The following is a 16,406-nucleotide window of genomic DNA, read 5'->3' on the forward strand; positions in this document are numbered from 1 at the left end:
AGTTTGTCAAGTTTCATAGGGCTGAAATCGCCACAGTGCGCTAACGTGTGAATAAGACCGAATTAGTAAACCTAAATTGATCTTCTATCAGGTCGATTCTGCCACCGCCTCAACTCCTCAGTTAAGGTAGTTAGTACGCAGAAGGTTAACTGCTTTCAGGCAAGCACCACCACCGTTGTTGTATTTACCCAAGGACAAGACCCGTTTTAGTCTAAGGGATGCTTAATTTATGAAGGAAATGTAAAAATGGGTAGGTTAAGACGAATAGTCTGAGTTAACATAAAATGCACTCTTTCTCAGTAATTAATGTTGTGTAAAATACATGAAATTCGGCAGGAGCAAGCGTACTTACTTTGTAATGTAATAAGAGCGTCACTGCAATTCCGAAAAGTGGAGAAAAAATTTCAGGGTACAAATCCCGTTTTCAATATCTTTTTGGTGAAAGTAGCTAAAAGTTGCTTAATGAATTCATGATTAATACACAAAAAGAGTGCAATTTCTGTGAAACAGGCTACAATCGAAAGAGTCTTTATACGAAAATCTGCCAACAGTCTGAACTCATTTGTATAGAGTGGCAATTTTTTTGATAAAGGCAAGTATTTTTTTTGACCAGTTAGTTGAAAGCAATATGTGATAGCAACACATATAACATTTACTAAAGTGAGCAAGTCACCTTTAGTATTTGCTTAAACTAAAGTAAAAACCCTCCTACCGGAGGCGTAAAACGTCCGAAAATATCTCTGGCAAATCTGCCAAAAAACTTATTTTCGGTTGGCAATTGGCTCGTTTAAAAGAGCAGTAAACACATCTTGAGTAATTGATTCTGCAAGGAGCATGAGGAACGCGGCATGAACCAGGCTAACAACGTACTCGAAAGCATATATCAGCCTGACCTAGAAATAATGAATCAGCCTGAGCTCGAGTTAGAAGAACTCTTAATAGACGATGAAGAGGACTTGCTGATCATCGATGAAGGTGACGAGGAATTTTTAGAGCCTCAGTCTGATGAGGACGACGCAAAGTCTGGAAAAGCCGCTAAATCGCGTCGTCGGACACAAAGCAAGAAAAAGCACTATACCGAAGATTCAATTCGGCTTTACTTGCAAGAAATTGGTAGAATTCGTCTATTGCGGGCAGACGAAGAAATTGAATTGGCACGGAAAATAGCCGATTTGCTGGAATTAGAGAGAGTCCGCGAAAGACTCTGTGAGCAATTAGATCGCGATCCTCGAGATAGCGAATGGGCAGAAGCAGTACAACTGCCACTACCAGCCTTTCGTTATCGCCTCCATGTTGGTCGTCGGGCGAAAGACAAGATGGTGCAATCTAACCTCCGTCTTGTAGTTTCAATTGCTAAGAAATACATGAATCGTGGTTTGTCGTTCCAGGACTTAATTCAGGAAGGCAGTCTCGGTTTGATTCGTGCCGCTGAAAAGTTTGACCACGAAAAAGGTTATAAGTTTTCTACATACGCTACATGGTGGATTCGTCAAGCAATTACCCGTGCGATCGCAGATCAATCCCGCACAATTCGTCTTCCAGTTCACCTTTACGAAACCATTTCTCGGATTAAGAAAACTACCAAGTTACTATCTCAAGAAATGGGTCGCAAACCCACTGAAGAAGAAATCGCTACTCGGATGGAAATGACCATTGAGAAGTTGCGGTTCATTGCTAAATCTGCCCAATTACCTATCTCATTAGAAACGCCTATTGGTAAAGAAGAAGATTCTCGATTGGGCGATTTTATTGAATCAGATGGTGAGACACCAGAAGACCAAGTTTCCAAAAATCTTCTGCGCGAAGACCTTGAAAAAGTCCTCGACAGTCTCAGCCCACGCGAACGCGATGTTCTCAGATTGCGTTACGGCTTGGATGATGGTCGGATGAAAACCCTTGAGGAAATCGGCCAGATTTTCAACGTCACCCGCGAACGGATTCGTCAAATTGAGGCGAAAGCACTCCGCAAGTTACGCCACCCAAATCGTAACAGCGTTCTCAAGGAATATATTCGGTAGTCAATAGTCATTGGTCATTAGTGAATAAAGAAATGACAAATGACAACTGATAAATGACAAAAAATAAAACCTGGTAGTGAATTAGCACTCCAGGTTTTTTTATTTATAGGTCATCTTGAATATTAAAACTTACAGGATGCCCCAAAAATGTAGGAAGCCTTGACCAGAGAAAACCTCAACCAAAACGGCTGCTGAAAAGCCAATCATCGCCAAGCGACCATTCCAAACTTCTGCTTGTGGGGTAAAGCCCCAACGCCAAGCGTTGCGATCTTCAATTACAGGAGTAGTGGCTTTTGTTGTAGTTGCATTTGTCATGGTTAGAACTCCAAAGTTAATTCTTAAGCTTTATTGCCTTATGTAAACTAATATAACAAATATTTTTAGAAAGGCAACATATTTTATAGTTTTGTTGCCATAGCTTGACATAAATAGAAATAGCTATTTATACAGATAAAATCATCAGTCTTCAGCAAGATTTACTGAAGGAGAAGAAATGTTATCCAGACTTTTAGCTTTAAAAACGATTTATTCTATTGAAATAGATTATCAACTAATTTAGGTAAACTGCTTGATTTTAAATATATTTTGCATTTTAAAATAAAATTTTATTGATAATTTAAGTTAGTACCAGACAATTTCCATTTCTTTTGAAGTGGAGACAAAACCAAGCTTCTCGTAGACGCGTTTACCATCCTCAGTGGCGTGAAGCCAGAGGCGTTTTGCCTCAGTTGCTCTCATAAAGCTGATAATTTCCTTTAACAATGCTGTAGCAATTCCCTGTCCTCGCCACATGGGAATTGTATACACGTTCATAATGTACGCTTCTAAGCCAGAGAGATTGCCGTTGTAAGGGGGTCGTTGAAAAAATACCAAGCCGCTAGAGGCAACAATTTGATTATCCACTTCAGCAACCCAAGCTAAAAACTCACCCGACGGCATTTTTTCGCCAAGATATTTTCGAGTTGCTTCTGCTAGGTTTGCGGTATCAAAGTCACCTTTAATCTCGCCAACCTCCCGCAGGAGTTCGAGACGCAGTTCGATTAGCGCCTCTAAATCCTGCAAGTTGGCTTGTCGCAAGTTGAACATCACCCTAATTTACGATCGCACTTCCGCAACAGTGATGATTTTTTCATCGCGGTTGAGTTGGAGGATGCTTTCACCTTTGACATCTCTACCTAAAATCGGCACTGTTTCCACAGGTATCCGCACTACTCGCTCTTTATTCGTCACTAAAGCTATCTCGCCAGATGCAATTGCCATGACCATACCAGCTAAGTTATCAGTTTTGCTAGCAAATTTCAGCGCTTGCGTGCCTAAATCGCCACGATTAGCCGCTCTTAACTGACTCGCAGCCATCCGCTTGGCATATCCTTCTTGAGTAACTAGCAGTAGTTGATCATCTTTACCGACAGTGACACAGCCAACCATTTCCTGATTTCTCAATAACCGAAATGCTTGTAAACCCATCGCTGTGCGACCCATAATCGGTAATTGTTCATCATTAACCGCAAAGCGCAACAGTCGCCCACCGGAACTAGCTAAAATCAGATGCTCCCCTGGAGCGGTGAACTGGGTAAATGACAACTCATCATCGTCTTTGAGCTTCAAAATCGTGATTCCGCGCCGAGTCAGGTTAGTAAATTCTTCCAAAGACAGACGCTTAATTCTTCCCTGTTTGGTTAAGAGAATCATCTGTCTAGTTTCGAGCTTCTCTGGCAGCAAAAAGCGGCTGACCACAGCTTCTTGAGCGCCTTGAGCAGTGCTACTGAGCATCGTAATTAAAGGTTTTCCGCGTGGGGAACGCCCAGTAGTTGGCGGAATTTCTCCCACATTCACCGGATACACTTTGCCGCCACCAGTTAGTATTAGCAAGTCTTTCCCTGTGTCAGTTAAAACAGTTTGGATAATGAAGTCATTATCGTGTAGACCATTTTCAGCTTTTGACTTTTTCCCAGATGGCTGGATGCGGCGGACATAACCTCGTTGGGTAAATTCTAAAACTGCCTCTTCTACTGGTTCAGAAGATTTAATTTCCTCCTCCTCTGCTCCTCTGCTCCTCTGCCCCTCTGCCCCTCTGCCCTTCTGCTCTTCTACCCTAAACTTCTGCTCCTCTCCAATTTTTGTCCGTCGGGGATCGCTGTATTTGCGCTTGAGCGATCGCAAATCTTTTTTCAGCGCCTTGAGTAATTCGCGGCGATCGCTCAGTAATTGCTCCAATAACCTAATTTGTTCACTGATCTGCTCAAATTCCTGCTGCAAATTTTGCTGTTCCAAACTAGTGAGGCGGCGCAACGGCATAGCGAGAATTGCATCTCCTTGTACTTCACTCAAATCCAGTCGGCTACAAAGGTTAATTTTTGCCGTACTACCATCGGGAGCTTGGCGCAAAATTTGAATTACCTCATCCAAATTCGACAGCGCTTTCAGCAAACCTTCTACCAAATGCACGCGACTTTGGGCTTTACCCAACTCGTAATTGTAGCGACGGTTCAGCGTTTCTTCTCGGAATCTCAAAAACTCCTGCAAGAGTTGACGCAAACTTAACTGGCGGGGTTGTCCATCCACTATTGCGAGGAGAATTGCCCCAAAAGTCATTTGTAAAGCAGTTTGGTGATATAAATTCTGGAGAACTTCTTGGGGATTGGTGTCGCGTTTGAGTTCAATTACCACCCGCATCCCTTCGCGATCGCTCTCATCCCGAAGATCGGAAATTCCTTGCAAGCGTCCTTGATTTACTAAATCCGCTACCTTCTCAATCCAGGCAGCTTTATTCACTTGATAAGGCAATTCTGTAATAATAATTGCCGTCCGTCGCTTGCTTCCCCTCGCGGCTGGAATTTCCTCCAGAGTTGCAACTCCCCGCAGCAGAATTCCACCTTTACCTGTGCTGTATGCTTCCCGAATTCCCGCTTCACCAACTATTTCCCCACCAGTGGGAAAATCTGGCCCTGGAATTAGCTCAAATAATTTTTCATCTGGCAAATCTGGGTTGTCGATTAAGGCAATTAACCCATCAACAACTTCCCCCAAATTGTGGGGTGGAACGTTTGTCGCCATTCCCACGGCAATACCAGAACAGCCATTGAGTAACAGAAACGGCAACTGAGCAGGTAACACCGTTGGTTCTTGCTGGGAATTATCGAAGTTACCGACAAATTCCACAGTTTCTTCACCAATTTCTGTCAGCATTCCCTCATGGCTGATCGGTGCGAGACGCGTTTCTGTGTAGCGCATCGCCGCTGGCGGGTCATTATCGACACTGCCAAAGTTACCGTGTCCTGCCAGCAAGGGATAGCGGCTAGAAAAGTCCTGCACCAGCCTGACTAAAGCATCGTAAACTGATTGGTCGCCGTGGGGATGGTATTTACCCAACACATCACCCACTACACGGGCACATTTTCGATAGGGTCTATCTGGTACCAAACCGAGTTCGTGCATTGCATACAAAATGCGCCGATGCACTGGTTTTAAGCCATCACGCACGTCTGGTAGCGCTCGCCCGACAATCACGCTCATGGCATATTCTAGATAAGACCGTTGCATCTCGGTGTGCAGGGCTGTTGGAATTACCTGTCCCGTTGAGAGAAGGTTTAACTGTTTTGCCATGAGTTTTTTCCCTGAAATTTAACTACACAAAAGCCGATGGAACTCAACACTGCGGCAACCACAGCATAACGGATGAAATGAGATTCATAACAAAATTTTGATAGTCACAGAAGAAAAAGCAGTAGTATCATCCTTGATGACGAAGATGCATATTGATTATTAAAAAGGATGCACACGAGTATAATCTACATAAACTTAGTAGGCATGATGCTTACCGAAGAAGAATTCAGGAGACAGAATCCAGAATGGATTTTGTGAGACTGGATAGAGAATCGAGGTTTAAAGCAAGCGATTTTAAACGTGCGTGTTCGCTCTTAGCATCTCTCCTTGGGAGAAGAAAAAAATTTTCCATGACTGTTACGCCTGACTTGACTGCTGGGTTATTCTGAATTCTGAATTCTGTTTTCTGACTTCTTTTGATCATGATTGCATTTCTTAATTTTGTATTCTGGAATTCTTGAATCTCTTCACCTCTATAACTAAAATTCTCATGAAAACTGTTTTAATTGTCGAAGACGATCTAATTAATGCTCGTGTTTTTTCCAAAATTTTGTCCAAGCGTGGCGGCTTGGGTGTGAAACACACCGAAAATGTGGAAGAAGTCATCAAAATTGCCCAATCAGGAGAAGCCGACCTAATTTTGATGGATGTTTCTCTCTCCAGAAGTGTTTACCAAGGCAAGTCGGTTGATGGAATCAAGATTACACAAATGTTAAAATCCGATCCAAAAACAGCAAACTTACCTGTGATTCTGGTGACAGCACATGCAATGGAAGGCGATCGCGAGAACTTTCTCAAGCAAAGCGGTGCTGATGGCTACATTTCGAAGCCAGTTGTTGATCATCAACAGTTCGTTGACCAAATCATCGCACTTCTACCCACAGACGAAAACTGAGAATTAAAGACTTATTTCAGGAATACTCGCCCGCAAATGTTTTTGGGCGATAGTTCCTGTATTTATCTAGTATAGATGTACTACGAAAAGGTACTATTAGGCAAGTGGTAAGGAGTAGTGAGTGCTGAGTGCTGAGTGCTGAGTAAAGAGTTTGGAATTAACAGTTAAATATTTGAACTCGTAAATTCATAACTCCTCACTCCTCACTCCTCACTCCTCACTCCTCACTCAGTACTCAGCACTCAGCACTGTTATTGAGTCGGCTGTTTTCTAGGCGTAGGCGCTGATGATGAGTTTGCTGGTTGCTGTAGGGCTGCTTGAATACGGGGTAATTCTAGGAATTTTTTCGTATCAGACAGTAGACGATCGCCCCAGAGATTTTCTTTGAGGAAATTTAAATTAGCATAGCGCGAATCGATACGGAGTGCAGTTTCTCCCAACGTTAGTCCTTGTTGACGCTCGCCTTTAGTATACAGTGCCACCGCTAAGGCCAATAAAGGTTCTGCTGCTTGTTTATCAAGGGTTACAGCAGATTGCCATTGCTTAATTGCTTCGGGGATATTACCCTGTTCGTAGTTGATTAAACCAATATTGTTGAGCGCGGGCCAGAATTTTTTATTTTGGGAGACAGCTTTATTGTATTGGGCGATCGCATCTGGCAATTTACCCAGCAAATAGTAAGCATTACCCAAATCAAATAACCCCTCTGGATCGTTGGGTTTTAACTTCAAACCTTCTTGATAATTGACAGCAGCAGCCTGGTAATTTTTCTGCTGAAAATTTGCTGAACCCAAAGCAAACAGAATATCACCATTTTTAGGATTGATAGATTGTGCTTTTTTCAGGCTAGCGATCGCCCCATCAAACTCTTTTGTTTGCAGTTGCAATCCACCTAAGAGCAACCATACTTTATCATTCCCAGGAGCCAGTTGACTAGCTAGCCGCGCTCGTGGCAAAGCTAATTCAACCTGTTGAAATTGAGCTAGTTGAGCCGCCTCTTGCGCCAAGCTCAACCCCTGCTTTTCTAACTTTGTCGCATCTAGTTGCAGTGTATGGGGTATTAATGCCTGCGCGTTAGCGGCTTTTGGCATACTCCATAAACTACAGACTATTAAAAGAGAAATCAAACGAACATGTTTAGGCACACTACCGCCTTTAAGCCACTAATCAAAGAATCTTTCAGCTAGCTTAAACGATCTCCGCTATTGACGGCAGCAAAATCTTACATCATTAGTTCTTGACATCCCTGTAATCAAACCAATACATTAATAAGTAATCACTTACTTATTTATGGCTCGGATACCCAGAATCACCAATCAGCAAATCTTAGAAGCAGCTCGCCAAGTTTTCCTAGAACAAGGATTTGGTGCTTCAACATTAGAAATTGCTCACCAGGCTGGCATTTCTGAAGCTTCAATTTTCAAGCGATTCTCAACCAAAGAAGAATTATTTTTTGCGGCGATGGGAATTCCAGAGAAACCCCTGTGGGTGAGCGAGTTGGAATCTCTTTGTGGTAAGGGCAATCTCAAAGAAAACCTCATCAAAATTTGTCTCCAAATTATGGAATTCCATCGTGAGGTATTACCTCTAATCGTAATGCTGCGATCGCGAGGAAATGCGCTCCCAGAAATTGCAGATAAAGAAGCAAGACCCATGCAAGATGTAAAAGCACTGACTGCTTTCCTAGAGCGTGAGATCAATCAAGGTCGCCTCCGCCCTTGCGATCCTCTGACAGTGGCCCATGTCTTACTAGGATCGCTGATGAACTACGTTTTTGTAGAGCAGATATCGTCTCAAGCCAGTATATCAACTATCGAATTACCGTTAAATTCTGAAAATCGTGCCACAGAAGTATTTGTCCAGAGTCTTGTGGATATTGTCTGGCAAGGAATTGTACCAAGCCAAGATTAAATAGGGAGTATAAGCAGTGGGGAATTAGGTATTACAACTATTTTCAGCTAAATCGACCACGCGGTAGGGGCGCAAGACCTTACGCCCTACTTTTATAGGAGTTAGAGATTAGGATCTGAATTTCTCAATCTTAAAAAACTGGTGACTTTGGTCATACATCAGCCTGGAATTACTAGTGACTTTCGTCATACATTGGTTTCAACTTTTTGATCAATAATTATTATGTATGAATTTATACGACGAGGTAAATATTAAACACCTTAATGCCAAAACAAAAATAACTATCTAAAGATTGCTGAAGTTTAAATTCAGCAAAATAGAACTTTAATCCAAATAAGGAATCAATTCTATGTTGAAACCAAACCGTATATCGATAGTATTAGTTGCTGCTGTGATAATTGTTCCTACTCTCTTGACTGCGCCTGCAAACGCCCAGACGAAAGTCTACGTTGTTGGCGATCGCGATCGAGATTGGGATCGTGATAGCAGATCCAATCCTAGAGGCAGAGATAATTGGAACCGTGACAGCAGATCGAATTCTAGAGAAATCAGAAAGCCTAGAGATCGGGATAATTGGAACCGCGACAGCAGATCGAATTCTAGAGAAATCAGAAACATTAGAGATCGGGATAATTGGAACCGCGACGACAGAACCTATCCTGTAGAAGTCAGAAACCCTAGAGATCGGGATAATTGGAATCGTAACAACCAATTTAATAGCAGAGTAGTCAGGCTTGGTAATGGTGATATCAGATATCCCAATGGGCAAATTATTCCTGCTAGATCCATAGTCAGACTGCGCGATCAAGGTTACTTCAGACTTCCTAACGGGGATATTCTGCTTCCCAATCAGGAAATTGTTCCGGCTGGGAGATTAGTAAGAGTGCGTGATGATTACTTCAGACTTCCTAGTGGATTGGTACTGCAAATAAACCTTTAAAACACTAAAAACTAAAAATAATTGTCAGTATTAGGCTACCAGGCTATAGTTTTAGCCGTAAATAAGTAGCTTGGTAGCCGTTCCTTATAAACAAAATGGATATGAAAATTGATACACCAAATACCGTAGATTCATCAGTTTTGGTTCCAGAGGTCAAGAAAAAAAAGGGCAGACGTAATTGGCTCTCTTGGCTAATTGCTCTTTGCCTTTTGGGTGGAATTGGCTATGCCGTTTATTACCAAGTAACGGTTGCTCCCCGTCAACAAGCCAGCCGTCGGGTGCTGACAAGACCTGTAGAAAGACAGAGTTTAACAATTACAGTTTCAGCGAACGGAACAGTGAAACCTGAGCGGTCAATCAACCTCAGCCCAAAAAATTCCGGCATCTTAAAAAGCCTGTTGGCGAAAGAAGGAGATATCGTCAAGCAAGGACAGATTGTCGCTTACATGGATGATTCCAACCTCCGGGGGCAACTTACCTCTGCACAAGGACAATTGGCACAAGCCGAGGCGAATTTGCAAAAAGCGATCGCAGGTAATCGTCCTCAAGATATTGCCCAATCACAAGGAGCATTAGACGAAGCCGAGGCGAATCTGCAAAAGGTACAAGCAGGTAATCGCTCCCAAGATATTGCCCAAGCACAGGCACGCTTGCAAAGTACTCAAGCCGCCCTTCGCCAAGCAGAAGATGATTTTGTTCGCAATCAGCAACTTTACAATGCAGGCGGTATTTCCCTTCAGACTCTTAACCAAAGCCGTTCCAATCGTGACAGTGCCCAAGCGAATGTAAATGAAGCACAGCAAGCACTGGCTCTGCAAAAAGCCGGATCGCGTCCAGAAGACGTTGAGCAAGCACGAGCTGTAGTGAAGCAGAGACAGCAAGCTTTGGCACTTTTGAAAGCCGGAACGCGCCAAGAAGATATTAACGCAGCTCGTGCCCAGGTAACATCGGCTCGTGGTTCGCTGCAAAACATCCAAGCCGAAATCAATGACACGATTATTCGCGCACCCTTTGATGGTGTAGTGACAAAGAAGTATGCCGATCCAGGTGCTTTCGTGACACCTACAACTGCCAGTAGTGAAGTAGCTTCTTCTTCTTCTTCTTCAATCTTGTCTCTAGCTTCTACAAATGAAGTCGTCGCCAATTTAGCGGAAACAAATATTTCCAAAATCAGCCTTGGTCAAAAAGTCTCGATTAAAGCAGATGCCTACCCAGGAAAGACCTTTGAAGGTAAAGTGAGCCAAATTGCTGCCCAAGCAATAGTAGAGCAAAACGTCACCAGTTTTGAAGTGAGAGTATCACTTTCAGACCCTCAGAGACTACTACGGTCTGGGATGAATGCGGAAGTAGATTTTCAAGTCGGTCAAGTTCAAAATGTTCTAGTAGTACCAACGGCTTCAGTGGTTCGCCAAGAAAATGCTACAGGTGTGTTTGTGCAAGGAAAAAATAACAGACCTGTGTTTACTCGCATAGAGACTGGCGTCACCGCGAATAACTTTACCGAAGTTAAGTCTGGATTGACAGGAGACGAAAGGGTATTGCTCAGTTTCCCACCAGGATCGCGTCCGCAATCAACACCAAGAGGAGGAGTTTTCCCTGGTCTAGGTGGAGGCGGAGGAGCCGGAGGAGGCGGAAGAGGAACAGGTGGCGGCGGAAGTCGTTCCGGCGGCAGTTCTAGCGGGGGTGGTCGTTCTCAAGGCGGTGGTTCCCCTTAAAATTAGTTTTAAATAAAACATTATGTTTAAGATATTTAAGGGCTTTTATAAAGCAAAGAATACCCGCACAGTACCATTGCTGGAAATCTTGACAATGGCAGCAGAGACTCTGTGGAGTAACAAATTACGCACGGGTCTAACTATGTTGGGCGTAATTATTGGGATTTCTTCAGTTATTGCCATTACTTCTGTTGGTCAGGGAGTGCAAAAAGGGGTTGAGCAACAGATACAAGCATTGGGTACAGATGTGATCCAAATCTTGGCGGGTGCAGCAAGAAGTGGGAATGTCCGTCAAGGAGTAGGTTCTAGCAGCACCTTGACTTGGGAAGATGCTAAGGCGATCGCCACACAAGCGCCATCAGCACAGATGGTTTCTGCTTATCTCCAACGCAGCGCTCAAGTTGTATATGCAGGGCAGAACACCTCAACTACCATTTATGGCACAGATTTGAACTACCCAGAAATCAGAAATACCCGCCCCCAACAAGGGAGATATTTTACTCAAGAAGAACTAGATAGTGCCGCACAACTTGCCATTCTTGGCCCTACAGTGCAAAAAACACTCTTTGCACAGGGTGTAAATCCGATCGGTGAGAAAATTCGGATTCAGGGAGAGGCTTATGAAGTAATTGGGGTGATGGAACCTAAAGGTTCTCAAGGGCCGATGGATCGAGATGACCAAGTTTTCATTCCTCTAACTAGTATGTCGAAGAGACTAGTTGGGAACAATGCCCTGGTGGGCGTTTCTGTAAGTGGAATTTTAGTTAAAGGCGCTAATCAGGAGCAGTTAGAAGCCGCTCAGTTTCAAGTTACCAATCTTTTACGGCTGCGTCATAATATTTATCCGCCGCAAGCTGATGATTTCCGACTGACCAATCAAGCTGATATTGTTAGTACCTTCACTAATATTGTAGGTTTATTTACAGTAATGGTGGTAGCGATCGCTGGAATTTCTCTAGTGGTTGGTGGTATTGGTATTGCTAACATTATGCTGGTTTCTGTGGTCGAACGGACGCGAGAAATCGGGATTCGCAAAGCCGTAGGAGCAACTAATTCAGCCATTCTCAATCAATTTTTAGCCGAAGCGATCGTGATTTCCATTGTCGGCGGAGGTATTGGCATGGTGACTGGCATTTTATTAGCCTTTATAGCTGCAAGCGTTTTCAAATTTCCCTTTGTAATTTCTTTCTTGTCGATCGTTGCTGGCTTTGTACTCTCGTTAACCGTTGGCTTAATCGCTGGAGTGATTCCAGCACGGAACGCATCTAAATTAGATCCAATCAACGCTTTAAGAAGCGACTAAGTTGAAGAGTGCTGAGTAGTGAGTGCTGAGTAGTGAGTGCTGAGTGCTGAGTTCTGAGTGCTGAGTGCTGAGTTCTGAGTGCTGAGTTCTGAGTGCTGAGTTCTGAGTGCTGAGTGCTAAGTTATTTAGTGTCAATTTTGAAAATTGAGTAGTCAGTAGAATGAGTAAAGTTGAGCGTTTTGAAGATTTGATTGCTTGGCAAAAAGCAAGAATTCTTACTAAAGATATTTATCAGGTTACTCAGCAGGGCGCGTTTGCTAGAGACTTTGGATTATCGGGACAAATACAAAGAGCAGCAGTGTCTATCATGTCTAACATTGCAGAGGGTTTTGAAAGAAGTTATTTAGGAGAATTTCATCAGTTTCTTTCGATATCGAAGTCATCTTGTGCAGAATTGCGTTCTCAACTTTATATAGCTTTAGATGTTGGCTATCTCGATCAAGCCAAATTCAACCAACTTTTAAATCAAGCAGAAGAAGTGGGCAAAATTATTGGCGGTCTTCGTATATCAGTTAGTAAACAAAAACATCAACAAAACTCAGCCTCCACCACTAAAGAAAAGTGTTGAGTGCTGAGTGCTGAGTGCTGAGTAAAAACCCAGTTTTTTTAAGCCTTTGAGCAATCAACACAGTCATAACCTATGTGACTACTGCTATAAATGAACTCTCACTACTCACTACTCAGCACTCAGCACTCAGCACTCACTACTCAGCACTCACTACTCAGCACTCACTACTCACTACTCAGCACTCACTACTCAGCACTCACTACTCACTACTCAGCACTCAATTATGCCAACAATGATTTGGATGGAATCTATTACTAAAACCTATCACTTGGGAGAGGTTAGTGTTCCAATACTCAAGGGAATTCAACTCTCTATTGAGGAAGGTGAATACGTCTCAATTATGGGTGCGTCAGGTTCTGGTAAATCTACACTCATGAATATTTTGGGATGTCTGGATCGTCCGACAACTGGAAACTATATTTTTGAAGGCAGAAACCTGACGACTTTTAATGATGATGAATTAGCCTATATCCGCAACCAAAGAATAGGTTTTGTTTTCCAACAATTTAACCTATTGGCACGGGCGACAGCGTTGGAAAACGTCATGTTACCAATGGTTTACGCTAACTTACCCAAGCCAAAACGCCGGGAAAGGGCATTAGAAGCCTTAGAAAAGGTAGGATTAGGGGGACGCATCGCTAACCGTCCTAGTCAACTATCTGGCGGACAACAACAACGGGTAGCGATCGCTCGTGCTTTGGTCAACCGACCTGCATTAGTTTTGGCAGATGAGCCAACCGGAGCTTTAGATACTGAAACTTCCTATGAGGTGATGAGTTTACTGACTGAACTTAATAACCAAGGAATCACGATTGTGATTGTCACTCATGAACCAGATATCGCTGCTCAAACCCATAGGATTATTCGAGTTCAGGATGGTTTGATTGTCGGGTAATTTGTTAAAATCAACCCTTGGAGGAGGAATTTAAGATTTAAATCTCTGTAGGTCAATCAGGATCAAAACTTTTGATTATATCCTCAAAAGAACCTAATTAATTACTATATCTAGATTATGAATTTCAGCTTATTATTCGTGCATTTTACCTGGGTTACTGTCGCGATCGCGATTCTTTTTCCAAATGCAGCAAGTGCAGCAACTCCGCCAAAAGCACAGAATTCCTCAAGCTCTGTACAAGTTCCCGATCGCCTCAACCCCAATCCCAATCCTCTGCAATTTCCGACTAAACCGGAGGAAGTAAGAATTCAGGGAACTGTACCAATCAGTTTGGCACAAGCTTTAGAACTAGCAAAACGCAACAATCGAGACTTGCAGTTAGCTATATTACAGCTAGAACGTAGTCGCTCGGAACTACGCGAGTCTCAAGCGGCTTTGTTTCCTACTCTTGGTATTAACAGTAGTGTGACTAATAGTGGTAATGGTTTTAATAGCAATTCATCTCAAGCCAGCACCTCTTTTAATGGTTCAGCAGAACTGAATTATAATCTCTATACTTCTGGGAACCGACAAGCGAGTATTCGAGCCGCAGAGGAACAGTTACGGGTAGATGAATTAAATGTTGAAAGTCAGTCTTTGATAATTAATTTGAATGCCACCACTCAATACTACGATTTGCAACAAGCAGATGAGCAAGTCAGAATTAATCAATCTGCTGTGCAAAATGCCCAGGCTAGTTTGCGGGATACTCAAGCCAGAGAACGGGCTGGAGTGGGTACGCGATTCGATGTGCTGCAAGCTCAGGTGAATTTAGCAAATGCCCAACAACAGCTGACTAATGCGATCTCACAGCAGCAAATTGCTCGTCGTCAGCTTGCTACGTTGTTAAGTTTATCGCAGTCAGCTGAGATCAGTGCCTCAGACCCCGTACAATTAGCGGGTCTTTGGCCGCAGACGGTAGAACAAAGTATTGTCCAAGCGTTTCAAAATCGTCCAGAGTTGCAACAGTTTTTGGGACAACGTAATATTGAGGAGCAACGACGACGACAGGCACTTTCACAACTAGGGCCGCAAGTTAGTTTGGCAGGAAACTACAATCTGCTAGATCGGTATGATGATGGTGTCAGTATTACTGATGGCTATTCAGTGGGACTTGCAGGAAATCTAACTTTGTTTGATGGCGGAGCAGCAAGAGCAAGGGCGGCTCAGTCGAGAGCTAATATTGGGATCGCAGAGACTCGATTTGCTAACCAGCGTGACTTAATTCGCTTTGATGTAGAACAGTACTATGCTCGATTGCAATCCAATTTAAATAATGTGCAGACTTCTAGTGTGGCTTTAAATCAAGCTAGGGAAGCTCTGAATTTAGCAAGATTGAGGTTCCAAGCTGGTGTAGGCACTCAAACAGAGGTAATTGATGCTGAAAATGACCTGACAAGAGCAGAAGGTAATCGAGTCACAGCTATTTTGGATTACAATCGCGCTCTAGCTAATTTACAAAGAGCGGTAACATCCAGAGCTTCACGTTAAAGGAATTCTAGTTAAAAAATTATCCTATGGGCGCAAGGCCTTACGCCCCTACAAATCTAACTTTTCACGGCATCTGGAAAACCTCTCTCTAAATCTCTCTCCTAAAAGGAGCTACGGTGTACACACAAGTCTGAAACAGTTCACTCATCAGAGTTTAAGCGTAAGTTTTACCCCTCCCTAACCCTCCCCGTATGTATTGGGGAGGGAACTGTATTTCTAGTTTCCCCCCAATGCATCGGGGGAATTAAGGGGGGTAATTCGATGTGTGTGTACACTGTAGCCTAAAAGGAGAGAGACTTTGAATTTTCCACCCTTCCCGTGTCGGGAAGGGGGTTAGGGGGTTAGGTTTTTGGTGGACTTTTCCACATAACGTGAAAAGTCAGATCCTGCATTTTATGCAGTTTTAGCATTTTCATCAGATGCTTGTTCTGCAACATTTTTCAAGCGACTCGATCTGATTTTGCGGATGCGATCGCTATAGCGAACACCACCCGCCATCTCATATTCGCGGCTGTCTTTGCCGTACTTGATACCAACCACCATCAGCATCTTCTCAGAAAGCTGACTCAAGTTTTTTTCCATCTCTTCAATTTCAGTTTTAGAAGAGTCAACTACAGACAGAGCAGTATTATAAACATCAATTTTGTTGCGTAACTGGTCGATTGACTCAACTAATTTTTCTAGACTATAATCTTCATCAAATTTGACGCTTGGAACAATCGATTTCAGTCCAGCGGATCTTAACTGAGCTTTTTCTAAAACACGGGATGTACGTTTTTTACGAGACATAAAACTACTCCTTTAAAATTCTTATAGAGCTAGCTTGCCTCAATTAAACTGCATTCTGGTTCAGCAAAACTCGCAGTTTTTGTAATAAATTTTTCAAGTTATAGCAGTAAAATTTCGGAATTTTATTACTAGATATTGGTATTTATATAGATAATTGTCTAAGCTTCATCAAAACTTTAAGGGACACTGCTACCACAAGTTCTGTAGCTGCTCCCACAAGTTCTGTAGCTGCTCCC

Annotated in this window: 16 protein-coding genes; 10 read left to right on the forward strand and 6 right to left on the reverse strand. The window is 43.0% G+C overall.

Annotated elements, in window-relative coordinates; translation table 11 throughout:
• Positions 1–848 precede the first annotated feature (848 nt).
• On the forward strand, positions 849–2,018 hold the full coding sequence (gene rpoD, locus RMY16_RS31290; RefSeq protein ID WP_094353188.1) for an RNA polymerase sigma factor RpoD: 1,170 nt from the start codon (positions 849–851) through the stop codon (positions 2,016–2,018).
• 129 nt (positions 2,019–2,147) lie between these two features.
• On the opposite strand, the gene RMY16_RS31295 is transcribed toward rpoD, so the two are convergent.
• The 3 genes from RMY16_RS31295 to gyrA form a co-directional block, all read right to left on the reverse strand.
• The gene (locus tag RMY16_RS31295) at positions 2,148–2,333 is read right to left on the reverse strand and encodes a chlorophyll a/b-binding protein (RefSeq protein ID WP_322667667.1); all 186 of its coding nucleotides are present in this window, start codon (positions 2,331–2,333) and stop codon (positions 2,148–2,150) included.
• A gap of 306 nt (positions 2,334–2,639) precedes the next feature.
• A complete protein-coding gene (locus tag RMY16_RS31300) occupies positions 2,640–3,104 on the reverse strand; it encodes a GNAT family N-acetyltransferase (RefSeq protein ID WP_322739641.1) in 465 nt (154 codons plus the stop codon).
• A 9-nt stretch (positions 3,105–3,113) separates the two neighbouring features.
• On the reverse strand, positions 3,114–5,624 hold the full coding sequence (gene gyrA, locus RMY16_RS31305) for a DNA gyrase subunit A (RefSeq protein WP_322739642.1): 2,511 nt from the start codon (positions 5,622–5,624) through the stop codon (positions 3,114–3,116).
• 490 nt (positions 5,625–6,114) lie between these two features.
• Here gyrA and RMY16_RS31310 point away from each other — a divergent pair, with 490 nt between their 5' ends.
• Positions 6,115–6,519 carry a response regulator gene (locus tag RMY16_RS31310; RefSeq protein ID WP_289796406.1) on the forward strand — a complete coding sequence of 135 codons (405 nt, stop codon included), beginning with the start codon at positions 6,115–6,117 and terminating at the stop codon, positions 6,517–6,519.
• Positions 6,520–6,770: 251 nt separating this feature from the next.
• Here RMY16_RS31310 and RMY16_RS31315 read toward each other — a convergent pair whose 3' ends face one another.
• Complete coding sequence (locus RMY16_RS31315; RefSeq protein WP_322739643.1) at positions 6,771–7,664, reverse strand: tetratricopeptide repeat protein; 894 nt, start codon at positions 7,662–7,664, stop codon at positions 6,771–6,773.
• 145 nt (positions 7,665–7,809) lie between these two features.
• Between RMY16_RS31315 and RMY16_RS31320 the strand changes: the two genes are divergently transcribed.
• The 4 genes from RMY16_RS31320 (at position 7,810) to RMY16_RS31335 (ending at position 12,388) form a co-directional block, all read left to right on the forward strand.
• On the forward strand, positions 7,810–8,430 hold the full coding sequence (locus RMY16_RS31320) for a TetR/AcrR family transcriptional regulator (RefSeq protein ID WP_322739644.1): 621 nt from the start codon (positions 7,810–7,812) through the stop codon (positions 8,428–8,430).
• Positions 8,431–8,779: 349 nt separating this feature from the next.
• Positions 8,780–9,370 carry a hypothetical protein gene (locus RMY16_RS31325; protein WP_322739645.1) on the forward strand — a complete coding sequence of 197 codons (591 nt, stop codon included), beginning with the start codon at positions 8,780–8,782 and terminating at the stop codon, positions 9,368–9,370.
• A gap of 101 nt (positions 9,371–9,471) precedes the next feature.
• Entirely contained in the window at positions 9,472–11,085 is a 1,614-nt protein-coding gene (locus RMY16_RS31330; protein ID WP_322739650.1) for an efflux RND transporter periplasmic adaptor subunit, read from the forward strand.
• Between the two features lie 22 nt (positions 11,086–11,107).
• Positions 11,108–12,388: an ABC transporter permease gene (locus RMY16_RS31335; RefSeq protein WP_416211723.1), complete on the forward strand. Its 1,281-nt coding sequence runs from the start codon at positions 11,108–11,110 to the stop codon at positions 12,386–12,388.
• Here RMY16_RS31335 and RMY16_RS31340 read toward each other — a convergent pair.
• The gene (locus RMY16_RS31340; protein WP_322739646.1) at positions 12,374–12,523 is read right to left on the reverse strand and encodes a hypothetical protein; all 150 of its coding nucleotides are present in this window, start codon (positions 12,521–12,523) and stop codon (positions 12,374–12,376) included. The genes RMY16_RS31335 and RMY16_RS31340 overlap by 15 nt on opposite strands.
• A 25-nt stretch (positions 12,524–12,548) precedes the next feature.
• Between RMY16_RS31340 and RMY16_RS31345 the strand changes: the two genes are divergently transcribed.
• The 4 genes from RMY16_RS31345 to RMY16_RS31360 all read left to right on the forward strand — a co-directional run bounded on the left by RMY16_RS31345 (position 12,549) and on the right by RMY16_RS31360 (position 15,381).
• The gene (locus RMY16_RS31345; RefSeq protein ID WP_322739647.1) at positions 12,549–12,956 is read left to right on the forward strand and encodes a four helix bundle protein; all 408 of its coding nucleotides are present in this window, start codon (positions 12,549–12,551) and stop codon (positions 12,954–12,956) included.
• Between the two features lie 90 nt (positions 12,957–13,046).
• Positions 13,047–13,214: a hypothetical protein gene (locus RMY16_RS31350; protein ID WP_322739648.1), complete on the forward strand. Its 168-nt coding sequence runs from the start codon at positions 13,047–13,049 to the stop codon at positions 13,212–13,214.
• Positions 13,180–13,851 carry an ABC transporter ATP-binding protein gene (locus tag RMY16_RS31355; protein ID WP_322667686.1) on the forward strand — a complete coding sequence of 224 codons (672 nt, stop codon included), beginning with the start codon at positions 13,180–13,182 and terminating at the stop codon, positions 13,849–13,851. Before RMY16_RS31350 ends, RMY16_RS31355 begins: the two co-directional genes overlap by 35 nt.
• Before the next feature lie 117 nt (positions 13,852–13,968).
• Entirely contained in the window at positions 13,969–15,381 is a 1,413-nt protein-coding gene (locus RMY16_RS31360) for a TolC family protein (RefSeq protein WP_322739649.1), read from the forward strand.
• 393 nt (positions 15,382–15,774) lie between these two features.
• On the opposite strand, the gene RMY16_RS31365 is transcribed toward RMY16_RS31360, so the two are convergent.
• Positions 15,775–16,170: a hypothetical protein gene (locus RMY16_RS31365; RefSeq protein WP_292811014.1), complete on the reverse strand. Its 396-nt coding sequence runs from the start codon at positions 16,168–16,170 to the stop codon at positions 15,775–15,777.
• Positions 16,171–16,406: the final 236 nt, after the last annotated feature.

Origin of the sequence: Nostoc sp. DedQUE12b (genome assembly GCF_034530835.1) — a bacterium.
Classification (GTDB): Bacteria; Cyanobacteriota; Cyanobacteriia; order Cyanobacteriales; family Nostocaceae; genus Nostoc.

Coding starts and splice junctions, on each gene's coding strand:
- RMY16_RS31360 (WP_322739649.1), top strand. CDS start 13,969: ATGAATTTCAGCTTATTATTCGTGCATTTTACCTGGGTTACTGTCGCG.
- rpoD (WP_094353188.1), top strand. CDS start 849: ATGAACCAGGCTAACAACGTACTCGAAAGCATATATCAGCCTGACCTA.
- RMY16_RS31335 (WP_416211723.1), top strand. CDS start 11,108: ATGTTTAAGATATTTAAGGGCTTTTATAAAGCAAAGAATACCCGCACA.
- RMY16_RS31325 (WP_322739645.1), top strand. CDS start 8,780: ATGTTGAAACCAAACCGTATATCGATAGTATTAGTTGCTGCTGTGATA.
- RMY16_RS31320 (WP_322739644.1), top strand. CDS start 7,810: ATGGCTCGGATACCCAGAATCACCAATCAGCAAATCTTAGAAGCAGCT.
- RMY16_RS31295 (WP_322667667.1), bottom strand. CDS start 2,333: ATGACAAATGCAACTACAACAAAAGCCACTACTCCTGTAATTGAAGAT.
- RMY16_RS31310 (WP_289796406.1), top strand. CDS start 6,115: ATGAAAACTGTTTTAATTGTCGAAGACGATCTAATTAATGCTCGTGTT.
- RMY16_RS31350 (WP_322739648.1), top strand. CDS start 13,047: ATGAACTCTCACTACTCACTACTCAGCACTCAGCACTCAGCACTCACT.
- RMY16_RS31355 (WP_322667686.1), top strand. CDS start 13,180: ATGCCAACAATGATTTGGATGGAATCTATTACTAAAACCTATCACTTG.
- RMY16_RS31330 (WP_322739650.1), top strand. CDS start 9,472: ATGAAAATTGATACACCAAATACCGTAGATTCATCAGTTTTGGTTCCA.
- RMY16_RS31365 (WP_292811014.1), bottom strand. CDS start 16,170: ATGTCTCGTAAAAAACGTACATCCCGTGTTTTAGAAAAAGCTCAGTTA.
- RMY16_RS31345 (WP_322739647.1), top strand. CDS start 12,549: ATGAGTAAAGTTGAGCGTTTTGAAGATTTGATTGCTTGGCAAAAAGCA.
- RMY16_RS31300 (WP_322739641.1), bottom strand. CDS start 3,104: ATGTTCAACTTGCGACAAGCCAACTTGCAGGATTTAGAGGCGCTAATC.
- gyrA (WP_322739642.1), bottom strand. CDS start 5,624: ATGGCAAAACAGTTAAACCTTCTCTCAACGGGACAGGTAATTCCAACA.